At 59.8% G+C, this 18,816-nt stretch carries 16 protein-coding genes and 1 pseudogene; 11 read left to right on the top strand and 6 right to left on the bottom strand.

The features are described from left to right. Positions 1-39: 39 nt before the first annotated feature. A complete protein-coding gene (locus ELX51_RS12765) occupies positions 40-1,011 on the bottom strand; it encodes an ABC transporter permease (protein ID WP_127753883.1) in 972 nt (323 codons plus the stop codon). Positions 1,012-1,037: 26 nt separating this feature from the next. After that, positions 1,038-2,606: an ABC transporter substrate-binding protein gene (locus ELX51_RS12760; RefSeq protein WP_127753882.1), complete on the bottom strand. Its 1,569-nt coding sequence runs from the start codon at positions 2,604-2,606 to the stop codon at positions 1,038-1,040. Between the two features lie 166 nt (positions 2,607-2,772). Here ELX51_RS12760 and ELX51_RS12755 point away from each other — a divergent pair, with 166 nt between their 5' ends. Beyond that, positions 2,773-3,693: a LysR family transcriptional regulator gene (locus ELX51_RS12755; RefSeq protein ID WP_282567556.1), complete on the top strand. Its 921-nt coding sequence runs from the start codon at positions 2,773-2,775 to the stop codon at positions 3,691-3,693. A 418-nt stretch (positions 3,694-4,111) separates the two neighbouring features. On the opposite strand, the gene ELX51_RS12750 is transcribed toward ELX51_RS12755, so the two are convergent. The 3 genes and pseudogenes from ELX51_RS12750 to ELX51_RS12740 form a co-directional block, all read right to left on the bottom strand. Then, positions 4,112-5,155, bottom strand: a complete 1,044-nt coding sequence (locus tag ELX51_RS12750) for a PAS domain-containing protein (protein ID WP_127753880.1) — start codon at positions 5,153-5,155, stop codon at positions 4,112-4,114. 88 nt (positions 5,156-5,243) lie between these two features. Continuing rightward, entirely contained in the window at positions 5,244-5,795 is a 552-nt protein-coding gene (locus tag ELX51_RS12745) for a recombinase family protein (RefSeq protein WP_127753879.1), read from the bottom strand. Positions 5,796-5,867: 72 nt separating this feature from the next. Continuing rightward, positions 5,868-6,203 (bottom strand): annotated as a pseudogene (locus tag ELX51_RS12740) (L,D-transpeptidase); the annotation flags it as partial. 313 nt (positions 6,204-6,516) lie between these two features. On the opposite strand from ELX51_RS12740, the gene ELX51_RS12730 reads away from it, so the two are divergent. The 9 genes from ELX51_RS12730 to ELX51_RS12690 all read left to right on the top strand — a co-directional run bounded on the left by ELX51_RS12730 (position 6,517) and on the right by ELX51_RS12690 (position 16,245). Next, positions 6,517-7,440 (top strand): helix-turn-helix domain-containing protein, encoded by a 924-nt coding sequence (locus ELX51_RS12730; protein ID WP_127753877.1) that lies wholly within the window; start codon positions 6,517-6,519, stop codon positions 7,438-7,440. 95 nt (positions 7,441-7,535) lie between these two features. After that, positions 7,536-9,056, top strand: coding sequence for an alpha-N-arabinofuranosidase (locus tag ELX51_RS12725; protein ID WP_127753876.1), 1,521 nt, complete (start codon positions 7,536-7,538; stop codon positions 9,054-9,056). 103 nt (positions 9,057-9,159) lie between these two features. Next, positions 9,160-11,067 carry an ABC transporter substrate-binding protein gene (locus ELX51_RS12720; protein ID WP_127753875.1) on the top strand — a complete coding sequence of 636 codons (1,908 nt, stop codon included), beginning with the start codon at positions 9,160-9,162 and terminating at the stop codon, positions 11,065-11,067. A 142-nt stretch (positions 11,068-11,209) separates the two neighbouring features. Continuing rightward, a complete protein-coding gene (locus ELX51_RS12715; protein WP_127753874.1) occupies positions 11,210-12,214 on the top strand; it encodes an ABC transporter permease in 1,005 nt (334 codons plus the stop codon). A gap of 6 nt (positions 12,215-12,220) precedes the next feature. Further along, positions 12,221-13,078 (top strand): ABC transporter permease, encoded by an 858-nt coding sequence (locus ELX51_RS12710; RefSeq protein WP_127753873.1) that lies wholly within the window; start codon positions 12,221-12,223, stop codon positions 13,076-13,078. 2 nt (positions 13,079-13,080) lie between these two features. Beyond that, entirely contained in the window at positions 13,081-14,109 is a 1,029-nt protein-coding gene (locus tag ELX51_RS12705; RefSeq protein WP_127753872.1) for an ABC transporter ATP-binding protein, read from the top strand. After that, entirely contained in the window at positions 14,106-15,032 is a 927-nt protein-coding gene (locus ELX51_RS12700) for an ABC transporter ATP-binding protein (protein ID WP_127753871.1), read from the top strand. The genes ELX51_RS12705 and ELX51_RS12700 overlap by 4 nt, the downstream gene beginning before the upstream one ends. Positions 15,033-15,119: 87 nt before the next feature. Continuing rightward, positions 15,120-15,824, top strand: a complete 705-nt coding sequence (locus ELX51_RS12695; protein ID WP_127753870.1) for a YafY family protein — start codon at positions 15,120-15,122, stop codon at positions 15,822-15,824. Positions 15,825-15,870: 46 nt separating this feature from the next. Beyond that, positions 15,871-16,245, top strand: a complete 375-nt coding sequence (locus tag ELX51_RS12690) for a VOC family protein (protein WP_127753869.1) — start codon at positions 15,871-15,873, stop codon at positions 16,243-16,245. A gap of 64 nt (positions 16,246-16,309) precedes the next feature. Here ELX51_RS12690 and ELX51_RS12685 read toward each other — a convergent pair whose 3' ends face one another. Continuing rightward, positions 16,310-17,308, bottom strand: a complete 999-nt coding sequence (locus tag ELX51_RS12685; RefSeq protein ID WP_248305109.1) for a Gfo/Idh/MocA family oxidoreductase — start codon at positions 17,306-17,308, stop codon at positions 16,310-16,312. Positions 17,309-17,612: 304 nt separating this feature from the next. Here ELX51_RS12685 and ELX51_RS12680 point away from each other — a divergent pair, with 304 nt between their 5' ends. Continuing rightward, the gene (locus tag ELX51_RS12680) at positions 17,613-18,764 is read left to right on the top strand and encodes an iron-containing alcohol dehydrogenase (protein ID WP_127753867.1); all 1,152 of its coding nucleotides are present in this window, start codon (positions 17,613-17,615) and stop codon (positions 18,762-18,764) included. Positions 18,765-18,816: the final 52 nt, after the last annotated feature.

Below are 18,816 nucleotides of genomic sequence, written 5' to 3'. Positions count from 1 at the left end.
GAACCGCTCGGCGAAGCCTCGTCGCAAGTGATGCCATGATTAGGCTCTCCTCGTGCGCAAGCGCGGGTCAACGATGGCGTAGAGCAGGTCGACGATGGTGTTGATGCCGACGAACATCGCGCCAACCAGAAGGAGGTAGGCCGTCATCACCGGAATATCGACGAAGGTGATGGCCTGCATGAACAACAGCCCCAAGCCTGGCCATTGGAAAACGGTTTCCGTGACGATGGCGAAGGCGATCAGTGAGCCGATTTGCAGGCCGGTGACCGTAATGACGGGCATGAGCGCGTTGCGCAGGGCCAATTTGAAATTGGTGTAGTATTTCGGCAGGCCCCGGGCGCGGGCATAGCGAATATAGTCCGTCGCCAGCACGTCGATCATCTCGGAGCGAACCAGCCGCATGATCAAGGTCACGGAATACAGCGCCAGGGTGATGGCCGGCAAAACCAGCGCGCGCCAACCGCTGGCTGTGAGGAAACCCGTGGTCCACCAGCCAATGGCGACAGTTTCGCCGCGCCCGAACGAAGGCAGCCAGCGTAGTGTCACCGAGAAGATCAGGATCAGCATGATGCCGGTGACGAAAGTAGGCATGGAAATGCCCACCAGCGAGACACTCTGCACCAGCCGAGAAATTAGCCCGTTGGGCCGCAAAGCGCACAACACGCCAAGCGGTATGCCCACGATCAGCGACAGGGTCGTGGCGATCAACACCAGTTCGAGTGTCGCCGAGGCCTTTTCGGCGATCAGCGCGGAGACTTCGCGCTGATTGCGATAGCTGACGCCCAGATCACCGCTGACGACCCGCCCTAGAAACTGGCCGTATTGCACCAGAACCGGCTGATCGAGGCCTAGGGCGACACGCAACTGCTCTTCTTCAGCCTGCGTCGCATCTTCGCGCGACATGATCGACACCGGATCGCCGACGTATCGAAACATCAAGAAGGCAATTGCTGTTACGGCCAGCATGACCAGGAGAGCCTGAAACAGGCGAGACATCAGGATCCTGATCATGAGGGGGCCTTTCTAGGCTTGTGCAACTAGTTAACGGTCGCGAACCAGAGCCGGACGTATTCATCCGGGAACTGGGGCACATCAACATTGGCCTTCATTGCCCAGGACACCGGCTGCTGGTGAATGGGCAGGAAGTAGGCCTCATCATGAGCAATCTTAAGCGCTTCCGTAAGCATGCCAACGCGAGTTGGCTCGTCCAGTTCGATAGCAGCAGAGGCTGTCAACTCGTCCAACTTCGGATCGGACAGACCATTAGGGTTGTTCCCGCCGCCAACATCGCTGCGCGTTTCAAACATGGCGCGCAAAATGCTAAACCCATCCATTGCCGGAAGCGTCGCCCAGCCGATGATGTAGATATCGGTTTCGCCGTTATCGACCTTGGGGAAGTAGGTTGAACGGCTTTCCGTGTTCAGGTTGACCGTTATGCCAGCGCGCTCCCACATCGAGGCAATGGCGATGCAGATCTGCTCATCATTAATGTATCGGTCGTTGGAGCAATCGAGGTTTGTGGAAAAGCCCTCGGCGTAACCGGCTTCCGCGAGCAGAGCCTTGGCCTTGTCGACATCGAAGGCCAATGGAACGTCGAGGTCCTCGGCATATCCCGTTACGGGTGGGGCAACCAAGAGCCCGACCGTGCGTGACTTGCCCCGCATGATGCGCTGCTGGATGCTGTCGAGGTCCATGGCATGCCACAGGGCCTGGCGCACGCGCACATCCTTGAGCGGGTTGGGCTCTCCTGGCATGGCGTGCAGTTCGTCAGTATGGTTCAGGCCCAAGAAGATCAGCCGCAATGATGGCTCTTCGATCACCTTGAAGCCCTCGGATGCTTCGATGCGGCCGACGTCCTGCAGTGGAACCGGCGCGATCATGTCGAGCTCGCCCGAAAGCAGTGCCGCAACGCGCGTCGCGTCCGAGGTAATGGGCCGGAACTCGATGCGCGTCAGATTATGGCGCGGCTCGTCCCACCAGTTTTCGTTGACCACCATGTCGGTGCCGACATCGGGGCTATAGCTTTCAAGAATGAACGGGCCTGTGCCGTTCGCATGCGTTGTGGCAAAATTGGTGACGCCGGTGGTGATATTGCCCGGTGTCATGGCGTCGTTTTCCTCGAGCCATTCCTTGTCCATCATGAAGATGCCCGACAGATCGTTGAGCAGCAGCGGGTAGGGCCCGGCAAGAATGAAATCGACCGTGTAGTCGTCGACCTTTTCAATCGACACGACGGCACTCAGATTGCCGCGGGCCCGTGCGTCAGGATGCAGCAGCCGCTCGACCGATGCCACGACGTCGTCGGCGTTGAATGGGTTGCCGTTGTGAAAGCTTACGCCTTCGCGCAGCTTGAACTGCCAGCGCGTAGGCTCCAGCACTTCCCAGGAAACCGCCAGAGCCGGCTCGATCGACAAGGTGTCGGAGCGGCGCACCAAGGGGTCGTAGACATGATGCTGAACATTCGAAGTAAAGCTTTCCGTATGTGCATACGGATCGAATGTTACGATATCTCCCTGCGAGGACCATCGTAGAGTTTCGGCGAATGCTGGTGTGACACTGCATAGCAGCGAAGTTACAAGTACAGGTAATAGGAAGCGTTTCTGCATAGCGCCACTCCGGCAGTTGTGTTGGCAGTGGGTTAGAGCGCGTCATTGCCAGCTCTCATCCGACGCCATTTCGCGAGTTGAGCACCGACCACAACAGCCTGGCAATATAACCTGTTATAAAAAATAAGCAGCCTGCTATAAGGCGAAGCTATCCCGCCTATCTTATGTGCAAAGGAACTTTGGATTGCTCACATTGAGGCAGCTCGAGACTTTTCGTGAAGTTATGCGGCAAAGAACAACCTTAGGCGCAGCTAGGACGCTTCGCATATCCCAACCCGCGGTCAGTAACGCTATCAAGCAGATGGAAACTCAGGTGGGGTTTGCGCTGTTTCAGCGACTCGGGAACCGACTGGTCCCGACATCTGAGGCGGAGGAAATCTTCGACGACTCGGAAGCGATTTTCTCTCTGTATCGAGTTTTCTCTCAAAAAATTCGAGCATTGGAACGCACCGAATCCGGAGAAATTCGGATCATGGCAACCCCGCCATTCACTAGTGCCCTTCTGCCGATGGCCCTCAAAACGTTCCTTGTTGATCGGCCAGGTGTTCGTATTTCCCTTGAAACAAAGGATGTCAGCAGTGTCATCGAGGGACTCCAGACGCGGACGGCCGATATCGGGTTTGCATTGGCGCCACCGATAATGGACGAACTAGTCATAGAAACCCTTGGCGTGGGGCAAATGGTTTGCACCTTTGCCCCAGGGCATCCGTTCTCGAACCACCTGTCGGTCAGCGCAAGAGATCTTCTGAAACACCCAGTTATTGCTTACGAACCTGCTAGTCGTTTCAGCCTACTTCTGGAGGAGTATTTTTTAACGCCCGAGCACCAATATAATATAGTGGCAGAAGTAGCTTATAGCAGTGTCGCTTGCGTGCTTGCTGAAGCGGGGATCGGCGTGGCTATAGTTGATAGTCTGACAGCAATAGGCCGTCAGCGATATGATTTGGACTTCAGACCACTAACACCCAGCGTAACGGTAAAAGCTGCAACGCTTTATACGCGCCATGAACCGCTCAAACGCTTAGTTAAGGCATTCTTAGTTGAAGTGAAAAAGGCAGCTGCCAACGATGGCAACGGTTTCTTTTGAACTTTGCAACTTGAGGATAACGGATGATTTGAGCTGGACACCCGCAAAAACCGGGTGGGTGAGCGCAGCGATGCCATGATGGCCGGGCAGGTGCAGCGGCACTACCTGCCCGCATGTCTTCAAAGCTGTCAGTCTGCTCACGGCCCCGATTCGGTCGAAAGGGTAGGGGGCACTGTGGCTACCTGTCACCACAAGGTATACCGTCAGGTGACGTAACAGCCACGTTGATGAAGCAGTAACATCAGCGCGGTGTCCGCTTGCATGTTACGAAGATTTCTCACGCCTAAACCCTGATGATACAGAGGTCAGGTGCGCTCAGACTTCGGGGAAAGCCACTCGGCAACTTGCGCGCGAGGCCCGCCGCCGCCTGTGGCCGCGCCGGTCGTGATCGCCAGAAGGCACGTGGCAAGTACCTTGTTCACCGACGATTACATGTGCTTTGCAGCTCAGGCACTTGAATGGTTGCCACTAGTCCCGCAGGCTTCCAGCTACGCCTGATTTTACCTAAAAGCTGCCGTCGAACTATTCCGTCGGCGATAACGAGGCCGAACCCCGAGCCCGCTGGTTCATGCACAGGAGGTCCACCCGACTCCGCCCACTGGATCGAAAAGCCGTGCTCGTTGGGCATATGCTTCCAATGAACAGATACATGGCCCTTCGGATTAGTAAGGGAGCCGTGCTGAGCCGCGTTCATGGCTAGCTCATGAACCACAAGGCCAAGCGGCTGCACTGTAAGCGGATCAATTTCGAGCTCGGGGCCTTCTAGGCTGACTTGCCGCTCGGCAAGTGTCTGCAATTGCCGTTTGATGACCTCCCCAAGACGCATCGCCCGCCAATTGTGCTCAGCAAGCAGGGCGTGAGTGCGTGAGAGGGATTGCACCCGCTGCTGGATGGCGGCGGAATACCGAACAGCGTCATCGCAGCGGCTTAGCCGGACTATGCTATCCACCAGAGCCAGTACGTTTTTGGCGCGGTGGTCCACTTCCATCAACAGCCGATGCTCAGAGGCTTCCAGAGCTTGCACCTGACGGTACTTGGTTTGGTCGATCTGAGACCCGAAGTGATAAAGTAGTTGACCAGCCTCGTCGTACACAGGGCTGAGGTTAAGTTGGTTCCAGAACGAAGATCCATCTTTGCGGTAGTTCAGAATCTCAACGTCCACCTCGCGGCCAGCTCGCAAGGCAGAGCGGATTTCAGCAACAGCCGCTGGTGACGAACCTTCACCCTGCAAAAATCGGCAGTTGCGTCCTAACACCTCGTCCGCGCTGTACCCCGTTAGCTCCAGAAATGCCTTGTTTGCCAAAACTATGGGGTAGTCTGGCTGCCGCGCATCGGTGATCACCATCGGCGTGCGTGTTCGTTCAAACGCCACTGAGGCAAGTTCTTTTCGGTCAGGTAGGGCGGTGCCAGCGGCAGCAGACGGCAAGTCCCCTTCAAGTTCAGCTACATCGTGCTCGGCCACTAGGCACCTCGGGTTAGGTCCTGCGGTAACGCCGCGAACCCACCATGTTTCCCAAGTGCTCGATCAACTTTGATTATTCTCCGTGCGATCAGCTCTCGTCCGCTTCCATTATCCGGTAAACCTGCATTCGGGAGCAGCCAACGCGCTGCGCTATGTCGGATGGCCCAAGCCCCTCAGCGCGAAGGCGCAGAACCAATGCACGGTCGAGCCGACGCTTGCCCCCGGTATAACGACCCAACGCTTTTGCCTGTTGAATGCCCTCGCGCTGACGTTCTTTGATGAAGCGTCGCTCCATTTGCGCGACCATGCCGAGCACGGTAAGTACAAGGTGCCCCATCTCGCCACGAGTGGAAACGTGCGGGTCCAGCACAGTAACGAACGCGTGCCGCTGCTCACACTCGTGGATCAGGTTCAGCACGTCACGGGTGTCGCGGCCCAGTCGGTCAAGGCGAGCAACGACCAGTTCATCGCCGGGGCGCAGGAACTGAATGACCGTTTCAAGTTCAGCCCGCCCCTCCCGACTGCCACCTGACGCCTTCTCGGACCGAATGATTTCGCAGCCTTCCGCTGTGAGCTTGGCGAGTTGAATATCTAAGTCTTGGTCAATGCTGCTAACGCGAGCGTACCCGATGCGGGCCATGTGTCACCTCGAGGTTTATACCTGAGGCTCGCATGGCGCGAATAGTCGGTGTCAACATGCAGTTGTCGGAGCTTACAGGAAGTCCACGGTCACACCCGGAGCGATCATCGCTGCAAGTTCCTCAGCATCCCAGTTGGTCAGGCGAATGCAACCATGCGAGCCGGTCTTGTCGATCATCGACGGCTCAGGGGTGCCATGGATACCGAAGGATGGCTTTGATAGGCCGATCCACACCGATCCTACTGGCCCATTTGGTCCGGGGGGTATCGTCAGAACTTCGGTATTCTCGCCCTGCTGAAAGTTGATCTTCGGGTTGTAGGTGTAGCCCGGCATGGCTGTGGCGTTTTCGACCACATAAGTGCCGGTCGGCGAGGGGTTTTCTTCATTACCAATGGTTGCAGGGTAAGCCGTACCGCGCCCCGACCGATCGCTTCGCGATCCACCCGCGCGGTGCTCAGGCGGGGGGTAGCCATGCCGGCGATGGGCAGATCATCGAAGCCGATAATGGAAAAGCCGGGTGGGAGCGGGCTTCCGGGCCCGTAAAGGCCCTCGAGCATTTCCACCGCAGCAATGTCATTCCAGATAAAGGCGGCGGTTTCCTGCGGCGAGGGCTGCTTTGGGCGACGCGCTAGAGGGGGGCGCGGGAAGGATTTGGCTTTACGGTTGGCGCGGCTAGGCTATATCAACATTCTTGATATCGTTGCTACAGTGAGCGCCTGCCATGGCCGGAAATTTCCTCGTCGTTGATCCCCAGGAGGATATGGCCGTGATCCGGGGGCTGGCTTCGCCGGTGCGGGCGCAGATCCTCAAGATCTTGCAAGGGGGAGCGCTCAACGTCAACGAAATTGCGGCCCGGCTGGAGCTGCCGCAATCAACGGTGTCGACCAATGTGCAGATCCTCGAGGAAGCGGGGTTGATCGCAACCGAGGCGCAAAAGGCGCGCAAGGGCAGCCAGAAGATTTGCCGTTCGACCTTTGAGGAAGTGCTGATCCGCTTCAAGGAGCCCTCGGCGCAGATCAGCGACAAGACCATCGAAGTATCCATGCCGCTGGGGCTTTATACGGGGTTCGAGGTGACCGCGCCTTGTGGAATTTGCTCAAGCGAGGGGGTGATCGGGCTCCTCGATGTACCCGATACATTTCTTGATCCAGACCGGATGAAAGCGGGGCTGTTGTGGCTGACGCGCGGGTATGTGGAATACCAGTTTCCCAACAATTCCAAGCTGACGCGAGGAGAAGTTGAAGCGATCGAGATTTCGCTTGAGCTGTCCTCGGAAGTGCCTGGCACGTCGGCCGATTGGCCCTCCGACATTACCTTAGCGCTTAACGGCAAGGCGGTGGGCACCTGGACCAGTCCCGGCGATTTCGGCGACAAGCGCGGGGTTTATACGCCGCAATGGTGGAAGCTCAAGGGCAGCCAATACGGCAAGCTCAAGACCTGGCGAACCTCGGCGGAAGGCACGTTTGTCGATGGGCTGCGGATCTCGCCAGTAACGCTGGATGACCTCGACCTGACTTCGCACCATTCCATTCGCGTGCGGATTGGCGTCGAGGAAAGCGCCCATCATCCCGGTGGCATGAATATCTTCGGGCGCGGCTTTGGCAATTATGACCAGGACATCGTGCTGCGGTTGATTTTGCGCTAGCGCGCCGCTTCCCGGTTGACGCGGGACCGCTTCTTGGCTCTAGTAACCGAAAGTTCTGATACAAATCAGACAATCGGCACAAGAGGGAGAGAGTTGTGCGCGCCAGCGTTATTGCCAACCGGGACTATGTGATTTCCGAAATCGACAATCGAATCTACGGAGCGTTTCTCGAGCATCTTGGCCGGGCCATTTATTCGGGCATCTATGAGCCCGATCATCCAACCGCTGACAAGAACGGCATGCGGGCCGATGTGGCCGAGCTGGTCCGGGCGCTCGATGTGCCGATGGTGCGCTATCCCGGGGGTAATTTCGTTTCCGCCTATAACTGGGAAGACGGGATCGGCCCTCGGGAGCAACGACCCACGCGGCTGGACTTGGCCTGGCACACTTCGGAGAGTAACCAGGTCGGCATTCACGAATTTGCCGACTGGTGCGAGACGGTTGGCACCCAGATGATGCTGGCAGTCAATCTGGGTTCGCGCGGGCTCGAGGAAGCGCGTAATTTCGTTGAATACGTGAACGGGCCGACGGGCAGCTATTGGGGGGATCTGCGCAAGAAGAACGGACGGGCGGACCCTTGGGACGTCAAGATGTGGTGCCTGGGCAATGAGATGGACGGGCCTTGGCAGATCGGCCACAAAACAGCGGACGAATATGGGCGGCTGGCCAGTGAAACGGCCAAGGCGCTCCGCGCTTTTGACAGTTCGCTCGAACTCATCGCCTGCGGTTCATCGCACTCCAACATGCCGACTTATCCCGAGTGGGAACGGGTAGTGCTGGAGCACACCTATGAAACGGTCGACCACATCTCGTTGCATATGTATTCGTCCAATTACGACAAGCACACGCCGGGCTACCTCGCGCACAATGTCAAGCTCGAGGCCTATATCAGCACGGTTGCCGCCACGATCGACTATGTGAAGGCCAAGAAGCGCAGCAAGCGCCAGGTGACGATCGCGTTTGATGAGTGGAATGTCTGGTATCATTCGCGCAAGCAGGACCGGGCGATCCTTGACGGCAAGCATGGCTGGCCGCATGCGCCAGCGCTGCTGGAAGACATCTATAATTTTGAGGATGTGCTGCAGGTCGGGTGTTGCCTCAACACTTTTATCCGCAAGTCCGACGTGGTCAAGCTCGCCTGCATTGCCCAGCTGGTCAATGTTATTGCTCCGATCATGACTGAGCCGGGCGGCAGATCCTGGAAGCAGACCACCTATTATCCGCTCTATTTCGCATCCATGTTCGGACGGGGCCGGGCGCTTAACCTCGTCGCTCGCTGCCCCAGCTACGAAGTCGAACTGATTGGGGAAATCCCCTATCTCGATGTGGCCGGGGTGGAAAACGAGGCCGAGGGCACGCTCACTTTCTTCATCGTCAACCGCAACGGCGAGGAGGAACTCGACGTCGAGCTGTCCTTGCAAGGCTACCGCGATGCAAGGGTGCTCGAGCACCAGGTGATGACCCACGACGATCTCAACGCCGTCAACACTGCAGCAAACCCGGATAATGTAGCCCCAAGACAAGGGCAGGGCGCAGTTGCGGGGGAGGACAAGTTGAGTGTGAGCCTTCCGCCGCATTCCTATCAGATGGTGCGGGTCAGCGTCGCCCGCGGTTAGTATCAGGTTTGCGGGTATGTATCGGGCAAATGGTTGACAGGAGTTACTCTTAATATAGCATGAAGGTTGGGGCTGTTGAGGAACGCCCCTTTGGGAGGAGATTATGCGAAACTGGAAGACGCTTCTGGCGTCGGTTGCTTTTGCGTCCCTTGCGGTGGGCAGTTTAGCCACGGCGCAGGACGCAGCGCCCGCCGCGCCACCGCTCAACGACTTTCCGCGTAACGAGACCTTGATCCTGCAAAACCCGGAAGCAACTATCCGGAATCCCGGTTGGTTCAACATCTGGGTGAATGCCGGAGGCGGGCTCAGCACGGGTCTACAGCAGCTGGCAATGGACACGTTGTGGTTCATCGATCCGGATACGGGTCTGGATGGTGCCATCTACAACACGCTCGCTACCGGGCCGGCCGAATATAATGACGACTTCACCGAGATGACCGTGCGGCTGCGCGAGGGCATCAAATGGAGCGACGGCGAGGATTTCAACGCCGACGACGTGGTGTTCACGGTCGAGACGCAGAAGAACACGCCCGGCATGGTGTGGAGCGGCGCATTCTCCACCCAGGTGGAAACAGTCGAGGCGATTGACCCCTACACCGTCAAGTTCACGCTCAAAGCACCCAATTCGCGCTTCCACTCTGTCTTTTCAGTGCGATGGAACGGGGCCTGGATCATGCCCGAGCATGTGTTCAGCCAAGTCGACAATGTGCTCGAATTCGACTTCAACCCACCCGTGACGCTAGGTGCTTATACCCTCAACAGCTTTGATCCCAATGGCACCTGGTATATCTGGGACAAGCGCGAGGATTGGCAGAACACAACGCTGGGCCTCGTGGGCGAACCCACGCCCGAACACGTCGTGTACCGCAACAATATCAATATCGATAACCGGCTGATCGAGATGCGAAATGGCAATCTCGACATGATCCACGATCTTTCGCCCGAAGGCACCTTCTCCATCATCGCCGAAGACCAGTATGCCAAGGGCTGGTTCCCGGGCTTCCCCTATGCCCATCCAGACCCGACGCTGCCCAGCGTGATCTTCAACACGCAAAACGAGAAGTTCCAGGACAAACGCGTGCGCTGGGCCCTGGCACTGTTGCTGGACGCACGGGCAATCTCCATGGCCAGCTATCGGGGCGCAGCAACGCTGTCGCCGATCGCCATTCCGCCCACCGGCACCCATCCGCAGGACTATCATGGGCCGATGCAGCAATGGCTGATCGATTATCAGCTCGATACCGGCAGCCGTACCATCCAGCCCTATGATCCCAATGTCGGCTTGCAGATCGCTGAAATGGTTCGCCCGCAATATGGTGACCAGGTGCCGACCGATGAGGGGGCCATCCGCAACGCCTTTGGCTATGGCTGGTGGAAGCAGGATGTGCAGGCGGCAACCGAGCTGCTGGAAGCAGCCGGGTTCACCCGCAACGGCAACCAGTGGATGATGCCGGATGGGCAACCCTTTGCCTTTACCCTGCTGATCCCGTCCGATGGCGTGATCAATCGCGCCGGCACCATGGTCGCCCAAAACTGGAACCAGAATGGGGTGCAGGTGGAACTGCAGGTGGCGTCCGACCATGCTGATCTGCGCAATGCTGGCCGCTACGACAGCTATATCTGGTGGAGCGTGGAAAGCTGGGGCGGCCACCCCGACCTGTCTTACTTCCTTGACAGCTGGCACTCACAGTTCGTTGCGCCCCCGGGCGAAGTGCAGCCCGCCCGCAACTGGCAGCGCTGGAGCGATCCGCGGCTCGATGAGATCATCGAAAAGATCCGCGTCATCGACTTCAACGATCCCAAGAATGTGGAATACGGACAGGAGTTCGTCCGGCTGATGGTGGACGAAATGCCCATCATCCCGCTGATGAGTTACAACGTGTTCTCGGTGGTGTCGGAGCGCTATTGGACGGGCTATCCCAATTCGGAGAACCCCTATGCCAACCCGGTCAACAACTGGGCGAACTCGCGCTACATCCTGACCCAGTTAAAGCCCGTGGCGGGCAACTGACACCCTGCGCTCAACCATGCCGACGGCGGGTTTACGCCCGCCGTCCGGCCCGCAGCGAATTGTCGGCTTGAACCGGGACCGTGCCAAACCTTGCTTCCATTAATTGGAGGGAGCGGCGGGACCTTCAGCAAGAGATCCGCCTATGACCGGCTACCTATCCTTCGTGCTTAAACGCATTTTGCAGCTGATCGGGGTGATCGCGGCCGGCATTTCGGCGAGTTTTTTTATCACCCATTTGTCGCCGGTCAATCCGGTGGACCAGGCAGTTGATCGCATCACGGCGCGCTCGGGTTTCCGGCCTGATGCCATTGCCGAACTCCGGGCGGCGCTGACGGAGCTTTACGGCACCGACGCGCCGCTGATAACGCAGTTTTTCAGCTTCTGGGGGCGCCTGCTCCAGGGTGATCTGGGGCCTTCGCTGATCGCCTTTCCTACGCCCGCCATGGACCTGGTTATGCGCGCCTTGCCCTGGACGGCGGGCCTGCTGGCCGTAACGGTGATCATCACCTGGGTCGTAGGCAATCTGCTAGGGGGCCTGGCTGGTTACTATCAGAACAACCGCTTCCTCAAGGCGTTCGGTATCCTGACCATGGGGCTGCAGCCGATCCCGTATTATATCGTGGCGTTTATCCTCCTCATCATCTTCGGGTTCGTGTGGCCGGTGCTGCCCATTTCAGGCGGCTTTGCCATGAATGTCCGGATGGGCTGGAGCTGGGAATTCGCCTTTTCGGTGCTCCAGCATGCCATCTTGCCCGCGACCTCGCTGGTCCTGGTGGGAATTGGTACCTGGTTTTTGGGCATGCGGGCGCTGGTGTCCAATGTGGTGACCGAGGACTATGTCACCTATGCCGAACTCGCCGGCGTGCGGCCGGGACGTATCGTGAGCTCCTATGTTCTGCGCAATGCCATGATCCCGCAGTTGACGGGGTTGGCGATGAGCCTGGGCGGAATATTTTCGGGCACTGTGATCACCGAGGAGGTGTTCAATTATCCCGGGCTGGGCTCGCTGCTGATCGATGCGGTCAATGGCGGCGACTATGGCCTGGTGCTGGCGGTATCGTCGGTGTCGATCGCGGCGGTGGGGATCGCGATCCTTGCTGTCGATCTCTTGTATCCCGTGCTCGATCCACGCGTAAAAGCGGAGTAGCCAGCCATGTTTGCCGTGCTGCGCGACCTCATCCGCTACAACATCGAATTTGCCATTGGTCTGGTGCTGGTGGGGATCATCGTTCTTTATGCCTGCCTGAGCTTTTTCTCCCCGGTCGATCCCACCCAGATCTATCTGGCTATCCCGGACCAGCCGCCTTCGGCCCAATATTGGTTCGGCACCAATTCGCGCGGGCAGGACATGTTCTGGAACCTCAGCTTCGCCTTTCGCAACACGCTGACTTTCGGGTTGATCGTGGCGGCGATCTCGCGAGTGATCTCGATTACCGTGGGGCTGCTGTCAGGCTATCTTGGGGGGTGGGTCGACCGCGTGCTGATGTTCATCAACGACATCTTCGTGGCGGTGCCGTCCTTTCCGGTGCTGGTGCTGTTTTACTTCGTGATGCGCTCGGGGCTCAATACCTACACCCTGGCCGCCGTCATGGCGGTGCTGGGCTGGGCCTATGATGCGCGGCTGATCCGCTCGGTGACGCTGAGCCTCAAACATCGCGAATTTACCCGCCATGCCCGCTATTCAGGGATGTCGACACCCAAGATCTTGCTGCAGGAACACCTGCCTTATGTCATGCCGATCATCTTTGCGACTGCGATGGCCAACATGATCTGGTCGATCGGAATGGAGGTGACGCTGGCGGTGCTGGGGTTCACTAATATCAACATCCCCACCGTTGGCACGACGCTGTATTGGGCCAACAACCATTCGGCGATGGTGGTGGGCACCTGGTGGTGGCTGGTGATCCCGGTGGTGCTGATCGTCATCACCTTCATTGGGCTCTTCCTGCTAGCCGTGTCCCTCAACGAATATATCGATCCGCGCAGCCGGCTGCGGCGGATGGGAGCTTAGCCATGAGCGAGGACCTGCTCACCGTTCGGGGGCTCAAGGCCTATTACCAGATGAACTATTTCGGCGTGCGCCGGGAGGTCCGGGCGGTGGACGACATCACCATGAGCGTACGCCGCAACGAGGTTTATGGCATTGCGGGGGAAAGCTCTTCGGGCAAGACCAGCTTCATCAAGGTGCTGGCGGCGGCGATCCGGCCGCCGCTGCGCATCATCGAGGGGGTGGTGCGCTATGACTTCGATGGGCTCACCGTAGATGTGGCGAGTGCCGATAAGGCGCAGATTGAGGCGATCCGCTGGCGGTATCTGTCCTATATCATGCAGGGCTCGATGAGCGTGCTTAACCCAGTGCGCCGGATCGGCAAGATCTTCGATGATTACGCCGCCCGTCCGCTGGGCCTCAAGGGCGACGAGTTGCGCGAGCGGGTGGTGACGCATCTGGGGCGCCTGAAGCTCGGGCCCGAGGTGCTCAATGCTTACCCACATGAATTATCGGGCGGGATGCGCCAGCGGGTTACCATCGGGTTGGCGACAGTGTGCCACCCGCAGTTCATCATCGCCGACGAGCCGACCACGGCACTCGATGTGGTTGTGCAAAAGGAAGTGCTCGGGCTGATCCGGGAAATCCAGCAGGAGATGGGCTCTTCCGTGGTGTTCGTGACGCATGACATGAGCGTTCATGCCAATGTCGCTGATCGTGTCGGGATCATCTATGCCGGGCGGCTCGTGGAAGAGGGGCCGACCCGGGAGATGTTCTTCCAACCCAAGCACCCCTATACCGCCCATCTGGTGGCAAGCCTGCCACGCATCGGCGACACGGTGCAGCGGCCAGCGCTCGAGGGGAGGCCGCCCAATCTGGCGGAGCCGCCGTCTGGGTGCCGGTTCAATCCGCGCTGTCCTTTGGCGGTGGACAAATGCCGGCAGGAGGCGCCACCCCTGGAAACGGTCGCGCCCGACCACCGCACAGCTTGCTGGCGCTGGCGCGATGTGGAGCCGCTCGTCGCGCCAGCCGTCAAGCTAAGGGAGCCGGCATGAGCGATCTTCTCGACGTCAGCCATGTCAGCAAGCGCTATGCGATGGGCGGACTGTTTGGCCGCAAAATGGTCGATGCGGTTCAGGATGCCAGTTTTTCGCTCGCGCTCGACACGCCCGAGATCTTTACCGTGATCGGGGAAAGCGGATCGGGCAAAACCACGCTGGCTCGCATGATCCTGGGGCTGGAAACCCCCACGAGCGGGGAAATCCGCTTTCGCGGCAAGACGATCAGCCATCATGTGAGCCGGGCCGAGCGGCAGGCCTTCATGGCCAAGGTGCAGCCCGTGTTCCAAAACCCGTTCGAAGCGTTTAACCCGCTCAAGCGGGTCGATCGTTACCTCGAGTCCACGGCGCGGCAGTTCCTTGGGTTGAGGCAGCGTGGGGAGATCGATGCCGCTATGGACGAGGCGCTGCAAAAGGTCGGGCTGAGCCTTGCGGAAGTGCGAGGCCGGTTCCCCCATGAGTTGAGCGGGGGACAGTTGCAGCGGGCGGCAATCGCGCGGGCGCTGATCCCCAATCCGGCACTGCTGATCGCCGACGAGCCCGTCAGCATGGTGGACGCGTCGCTGCGCATGTCGATCGTCAACCTGCTGCGCTCCTTGCGGGACGACTTGCGGGTGTCGGTGATCTACATCACCCACGACCTTGCAACGGCCTATTATATTTCGGACCGCCTGATCATCATGCAAAAGGGCATGGTGGTCGAAATGGGGCCAGCCCGAGTGGTGCTGGATGCACCCGAGCATCCCTATTCACGGCTGCTCAAGGCCTCGGTGCTCGATCCCGCCGATGCGGGTGACGGGCAGCTCGAACCGGCCCGGGACTTAATGGAGCTAAGCCAGAAGGCTCTCAGCGACAGGGGCAAGTTGCTCGAGCGTCCCGATGGGCGGCTGGTGCGCAGCCCCGGACTGGTAGCGGGTTAGCCCTGCGGAGCAGGGGCGCGGTGCTGCTGTCAGTGAGGGCGGGATATGCTAGGAAGTGGTCCTGGTTGAACCCAAGTCCGGATGCCGATGTCCCGCACCGAACGCCTGCTTGATCTGCTGCAATTGCTGCGCAATCGGCGCAGCCCCGTTGCGGGTGAGCAGTTGGCACAGGAACTCCGTATTTCGATCCGCACTCTGTATCGTGATATCGCGACACTGCAGGCGCAGGGGGCCGATATCCGTGGTGAGCCCGGGCTCGGTTATGTGCTGCGGCCCGGCTTTACCTTGCCGCCGCTGATGTTTTCGGTGGAGGAGATCGAGGCGCTGGTGCTCGGGTCGCGCTGGGTGGAGCAGCGTCGCGAGGACCCGAGGCTGAGCGCGGCGGCGGCGAGCCTTTTAAGTAAAGTCAGCGCCGTCTTGCCTGACTCCATCCGCGATACTGTGGAAGCGACGAGCCTCCTCGTCGCGCGCAGCGATGTGGTGCCTACTATTGTGGATCTGGGAGCGATCCGTGCCGCTATTCGGGGCCAGAACAAGCTCGCACTTGCCTATGACAAAGGCGATGGCGCGGGCTCCGAGCGCGTCGTTTGGCCCTTCGCCGTGGCCTTCTTCGAGCATGTGCGGGTGGTGCTGGCCTGGTGCGAGTTGCGGCAGGATTTCCGGGCATTCCGGCTGGATCGGATCACGCGGCTCGACGTGCTGCCCGAGCGATACGCGGCCCGGCGCGCGGCGCTTCTCAAGCAGTGGCGAGAGCGCGAAGGAATCCGCCACCCCGACCCTGCCGCAAACTGACAGTCCGGTGCCGTAGGTCTGGCTCCAGCCACAAAGGAGCTAGACGATGCGTGTGTTGAATTATCTGTTGCTGGCGGTTGCCGACACCGAAGCGAGCGCCGAGCTGTACCAGAAGCTGCTGGGCGTCGCGCCGGTGCAGAACCGGCCGGGATTTGCGTTGTTTGTGCTGCCCAACGGCATGAAGATCGGGCTTTGGGCCAAAGACCAGATCCAGCCGGCGCCAAAGCCGGTGGGCGGCAGCGAGATATCCTTCACCGAGGAAAGCCGGGAAACCATGCTGGCAACCTACCGCGATTGGCAGGCGCTGGGCCTGACGATCCTTCAGGAGCCCGTCGAGATGCCGTTCGGCTTCACCTTTGTCGCCGAAGATCCCGATGGGCACCGGCTCCGCCCGTTTGTGCCGGCTGCCAGGCCAAGCTGAGGTGTAAGCATGCTCTGGCGCCGGTGGGCGGCGCCAGAGCAAGGGCAAGGGCAAGGGCAAGGGGTTAGACCGTGGCCCAGCCGCCCGATTTCTCGCTGGCAAAAATGGCATCGAGCACTTTCATCGAGCTGATTGCGTCCTCAACTCCCCAGGGCAGGGGCTGTTCGCCAAGCACGGCAAGGGCGAAGGCTTCGGCCTGCTCGGTATATTGATCGCAGGCGGGCAGGATTTCACGCCGGGCGAGGGAGCCATCAAATGGCGCGCCAGTGTCGACCGTGATTGCGGTCCGCTCATTGGCGGGAGCGTTATAGGGGATGATGATCTCGAGCTTTGCCTTCGTGCCCAGCACCTGAACGCTCTGCTCACCGGTGAGCTGGGTCGAGCAGATGAAGTTGAGCTGCCGGCCACCGCCGAAATCCATCAGGACGCTGGCCAGGCGGTCGGTGCCGAATTGCGGATCGCGCTCGACGAGGGACACGACCCGCTGCGGTTCGGCCTCAAACAGGAAGCGGCCGGTCGTGACTGGATAGCAGCCGATATCCATGATGCCGCCGCCGCCGATATCGGCCTGGTTGCGCACATTGGCGGGGTCGGCGTTGAAGTAGGTGAAAACTGCATTGATGGCGCGCACCTCGCCCAGTTCGCCCGAGCGGATGATCTCGCGTGCCCGCAGCCATTGCGGATGAAAGCGGATCATGAAGGCTTCGAGCACGATGCGGTCGGATGGGATCTGGCGCAGCTGTTCGGCCTCGGCAGCCGAGAGAGCAATGGGCTTTTCGCAGAGCACATGCTTGCCCGCCTGGGCGGCAGCCAGGGTCATAGGGACATGGAGGTGATTGGGCAGCGGGTTGTAGATCGCGTCGATGTCGGGATCGGCAAAAAGCTCCTCGTAAGAGCCATAAGCCGTGGGAATACCCAGCTTTGCCGCGGCAGCCTGCGCCTTGCCGAGGTCACGCGAAGCGATGGCCACCACTTCCGAATGGGCCGAGCGCATGATGGCGGGCGTCACCTTTTCCATGCCGATATTAGCCGTCGACAAAATGCCCCAACGAATCTTCTTCAACGGCTCTCTCCTTGGCCTTGGTTCCGGGCTGGCGCGAAGCGAGGGCTGCGACCGGCCCGTCGCGCCTGCAACGTGGTGCCAGTGATAGCGGCAGGCCGCGCCGCCGCCAAGCGCTGTTGAAGCAGGCGCTGCGTGGTTGACAAAAGGCCTTCGAGATCGACCATTAGCGAGGTTCGGCCGCCAAGCGGTTCGAGAGGGCGCAACGTCGCCATGGGAGGACTGTGGATGAAGGTTTGGCAGAGCTGGCGCGACACCGTTAAGAGCATGCGTGGGCAAGACCCTGCCGGCAGAGTAGGACACTAGCATGGCACGTATTGCTTATCTGACGACGATTGATTTCGGGGCGGGGGAGCTGGCTTCGCTGCCAGCCGCTTTGGCCGATCTCAAGATCACCCGGCCGCTGCTCGTGTCGGATCGCGGTATCGCCGCGTCCGGGCTGCTGGCGCGAGTGGAGAGCTTACTGCCAGAGGGGAGCGCAGTGTTTCTTGATACGCCGTCCAACCCCACCGAAGGCGCAGTCGATGCGGCGCTGGTGGCGTACCGCGCCGGCAATTGCAACGGCGTGGTGGCGCTGGGCGGGGGGTCGCCCATCGATCTGGCCAAGGGCGTGGCGCTGCTCGCGACCCATCCAGGTAGTCTGGAGCAATATGCGGCGATTTATGGCGGGCTGGAGCGGATCACCCCCGCGGTGGCGCCAACCATCGCCATTCCCACCACCGCCGGCACAGGCGCTGAAGTGGGGCGCGCGGCGCTGCTGACGCTGGAGGATGGCCGCAAGCTCGGGATCATCAGCCCGCATCTGATCCCGCGTCGCGCCATTTGCGACCCCGAGCTGACGCTGGGGCTGCCGCCTTACCTGACGGCGGCGACGGGGCTCGATGCATTGTCCCACTGCATCGAAACGTTCTTTTCTCCGCGCTTCAATCCAACAGCCGAGGCCATCGCGCTCGACGGGGCGGGGCGGGTATGGCGCAATCTGCCGCTGGCCTTTGCCAATGGGGCAGATATCGGGGCGCGCACCGAGATGATGCTTGGGGCGCTGCATGGCGGGCTCTCGTTCCAGAAGGGCTTGGGGGCAGTGCATTCACTGAGCCACGCTCTAGGCGGATTGAAGGATCTCAAACTTCATCATGGCACACTGAATGCCATCCTGATGCCGCTCGTGGTCCGGTTCAACGCGCCTGCTGTGGCCGACAAGCTCGAGCGGCTCAAAGCGGCAATGGGGCTCGGCCCAGATGAAGATCTTGCCGATACGCTCGAGACGCTAAATCGCTCATTTGGTCTGCCGACGGGGCTCGCGCAGATGGGGCTTAGCCGTGACCAGTTTGATTGGGTCATCGAGCGGGCACTCGCCGATCACAGCCATCCCACCAATCCACGGGAGGCGTCGGCCGAGGACTATCGCGCCATTCTGGAAGCGGCCATGGCCGATGGTGCAGTCACCCAATCCGCTTAAGGCCCCGGGATCGGGTCTAGACAACACCCAAGTTTTTGCGGGCGCCAAACGC

Source organism: Devosia sp. 1566 (genome assembly GCF_004005995.1).
In the GTDB taxonomy this organism is placed as follows: Bacteria; Pseudomonadota; Alphaproteobacteria; order Rhizobiales; family Devosiaceae; genus Devosia.
Note: the sequence above shows the minus strand (reverse complement) of the source record. Positions and strands in the feature narration are given on the sequence as shown.

Excerpts from the sequence above, each read along its gene's own strand:
- ELX51_RS12690 (WP_127753869.1), top strand. The coding sequence starts at position 15,871 with ATGCGTGTGTTGAATTATCTGTTGCTGGCGGTTGCCGACACCGAAGCG.
- ELX51_RS12700 (WP_127753871.1), top strand. The coding sequence starts at position 14,106 with ATGAGCGATCTTCTCGACGTCAGCCATGTCAGCAAGCGCTATGCGATG.
- ELX51_RS12745 (WP_127753879.1), bottom strand. The coding sequence starts at position 5,795 with ATGGCCCGCATCGGGTACGCTCGCGTTAGCAGCATTGACCAAGACTTA.
- ELX51_RS12720 (WP_127753875.1), top strand. The coding sequence starts at position 9,160 with ATGCGAAACTGGAAGACGCTTCTGGCGTCGGTTGCTTTTGCGTCCCTT.
- ELX51_RS12715 (WP_127753874.1), top strand. The coding sequence starts at position 11,210 with ATGACCGGCTACCTATCCTTCGTGCTTAAACGCATTTTGCAGCTGATC.
- ELX51_RS12695 (WP_127753870.1), top strand. The coding sequence starts at position 15,120 with ATGTCCCGCACCGAACGCCTGCTTGATCTGCTGCAATTGCTGCGCAAT.
- ELX51_RS12765 (WP_127753883.1), bottom strand. The coding sequence starts at position 1,011 with ATGATCAGGATCCTGATGTCTCGCCTGTTTCAGGCTCTCCTGGTCATG.
- ELX51_RS12760 (WP_127753882.1), bottom strand. The coding sequence starts at position 2,606 with ATGCAGAAACGCTTCCTATTACCTGTACTTGTAACTTCGCTGCTATGC.
- ELX51_RS12680 (WP_127753867.1), top strand. The coding sequence starts at position 17,613 with ATGGCACGTATTGCTTATCTGACGACGATTGATTTCGGGGCGGGGGAG.
- ELX51_RS12710 (WP_127753873.1), top strand. The coding sequence starts at position 12,221 with ATGTTTGCCGTGCTGCGCGACCTCATCCGCTACAACATCGAATTTGCC.
- ELX51_RS12730 (WP_127753877.1), top strand. The coding sequence starts at position 6,517 with ATGGCCGGAAATTTCCTCGTCGTTGATCCCCAGGAGGATATGGCCGTG.
- ELX51_RS12705 (WP_127753872.1), top strand. The coding sequence starts at position 13,081 with ATGAGCGAGGACCTGCTCACCGTTCGGGGGCTCAAGGCCTATTACCAG.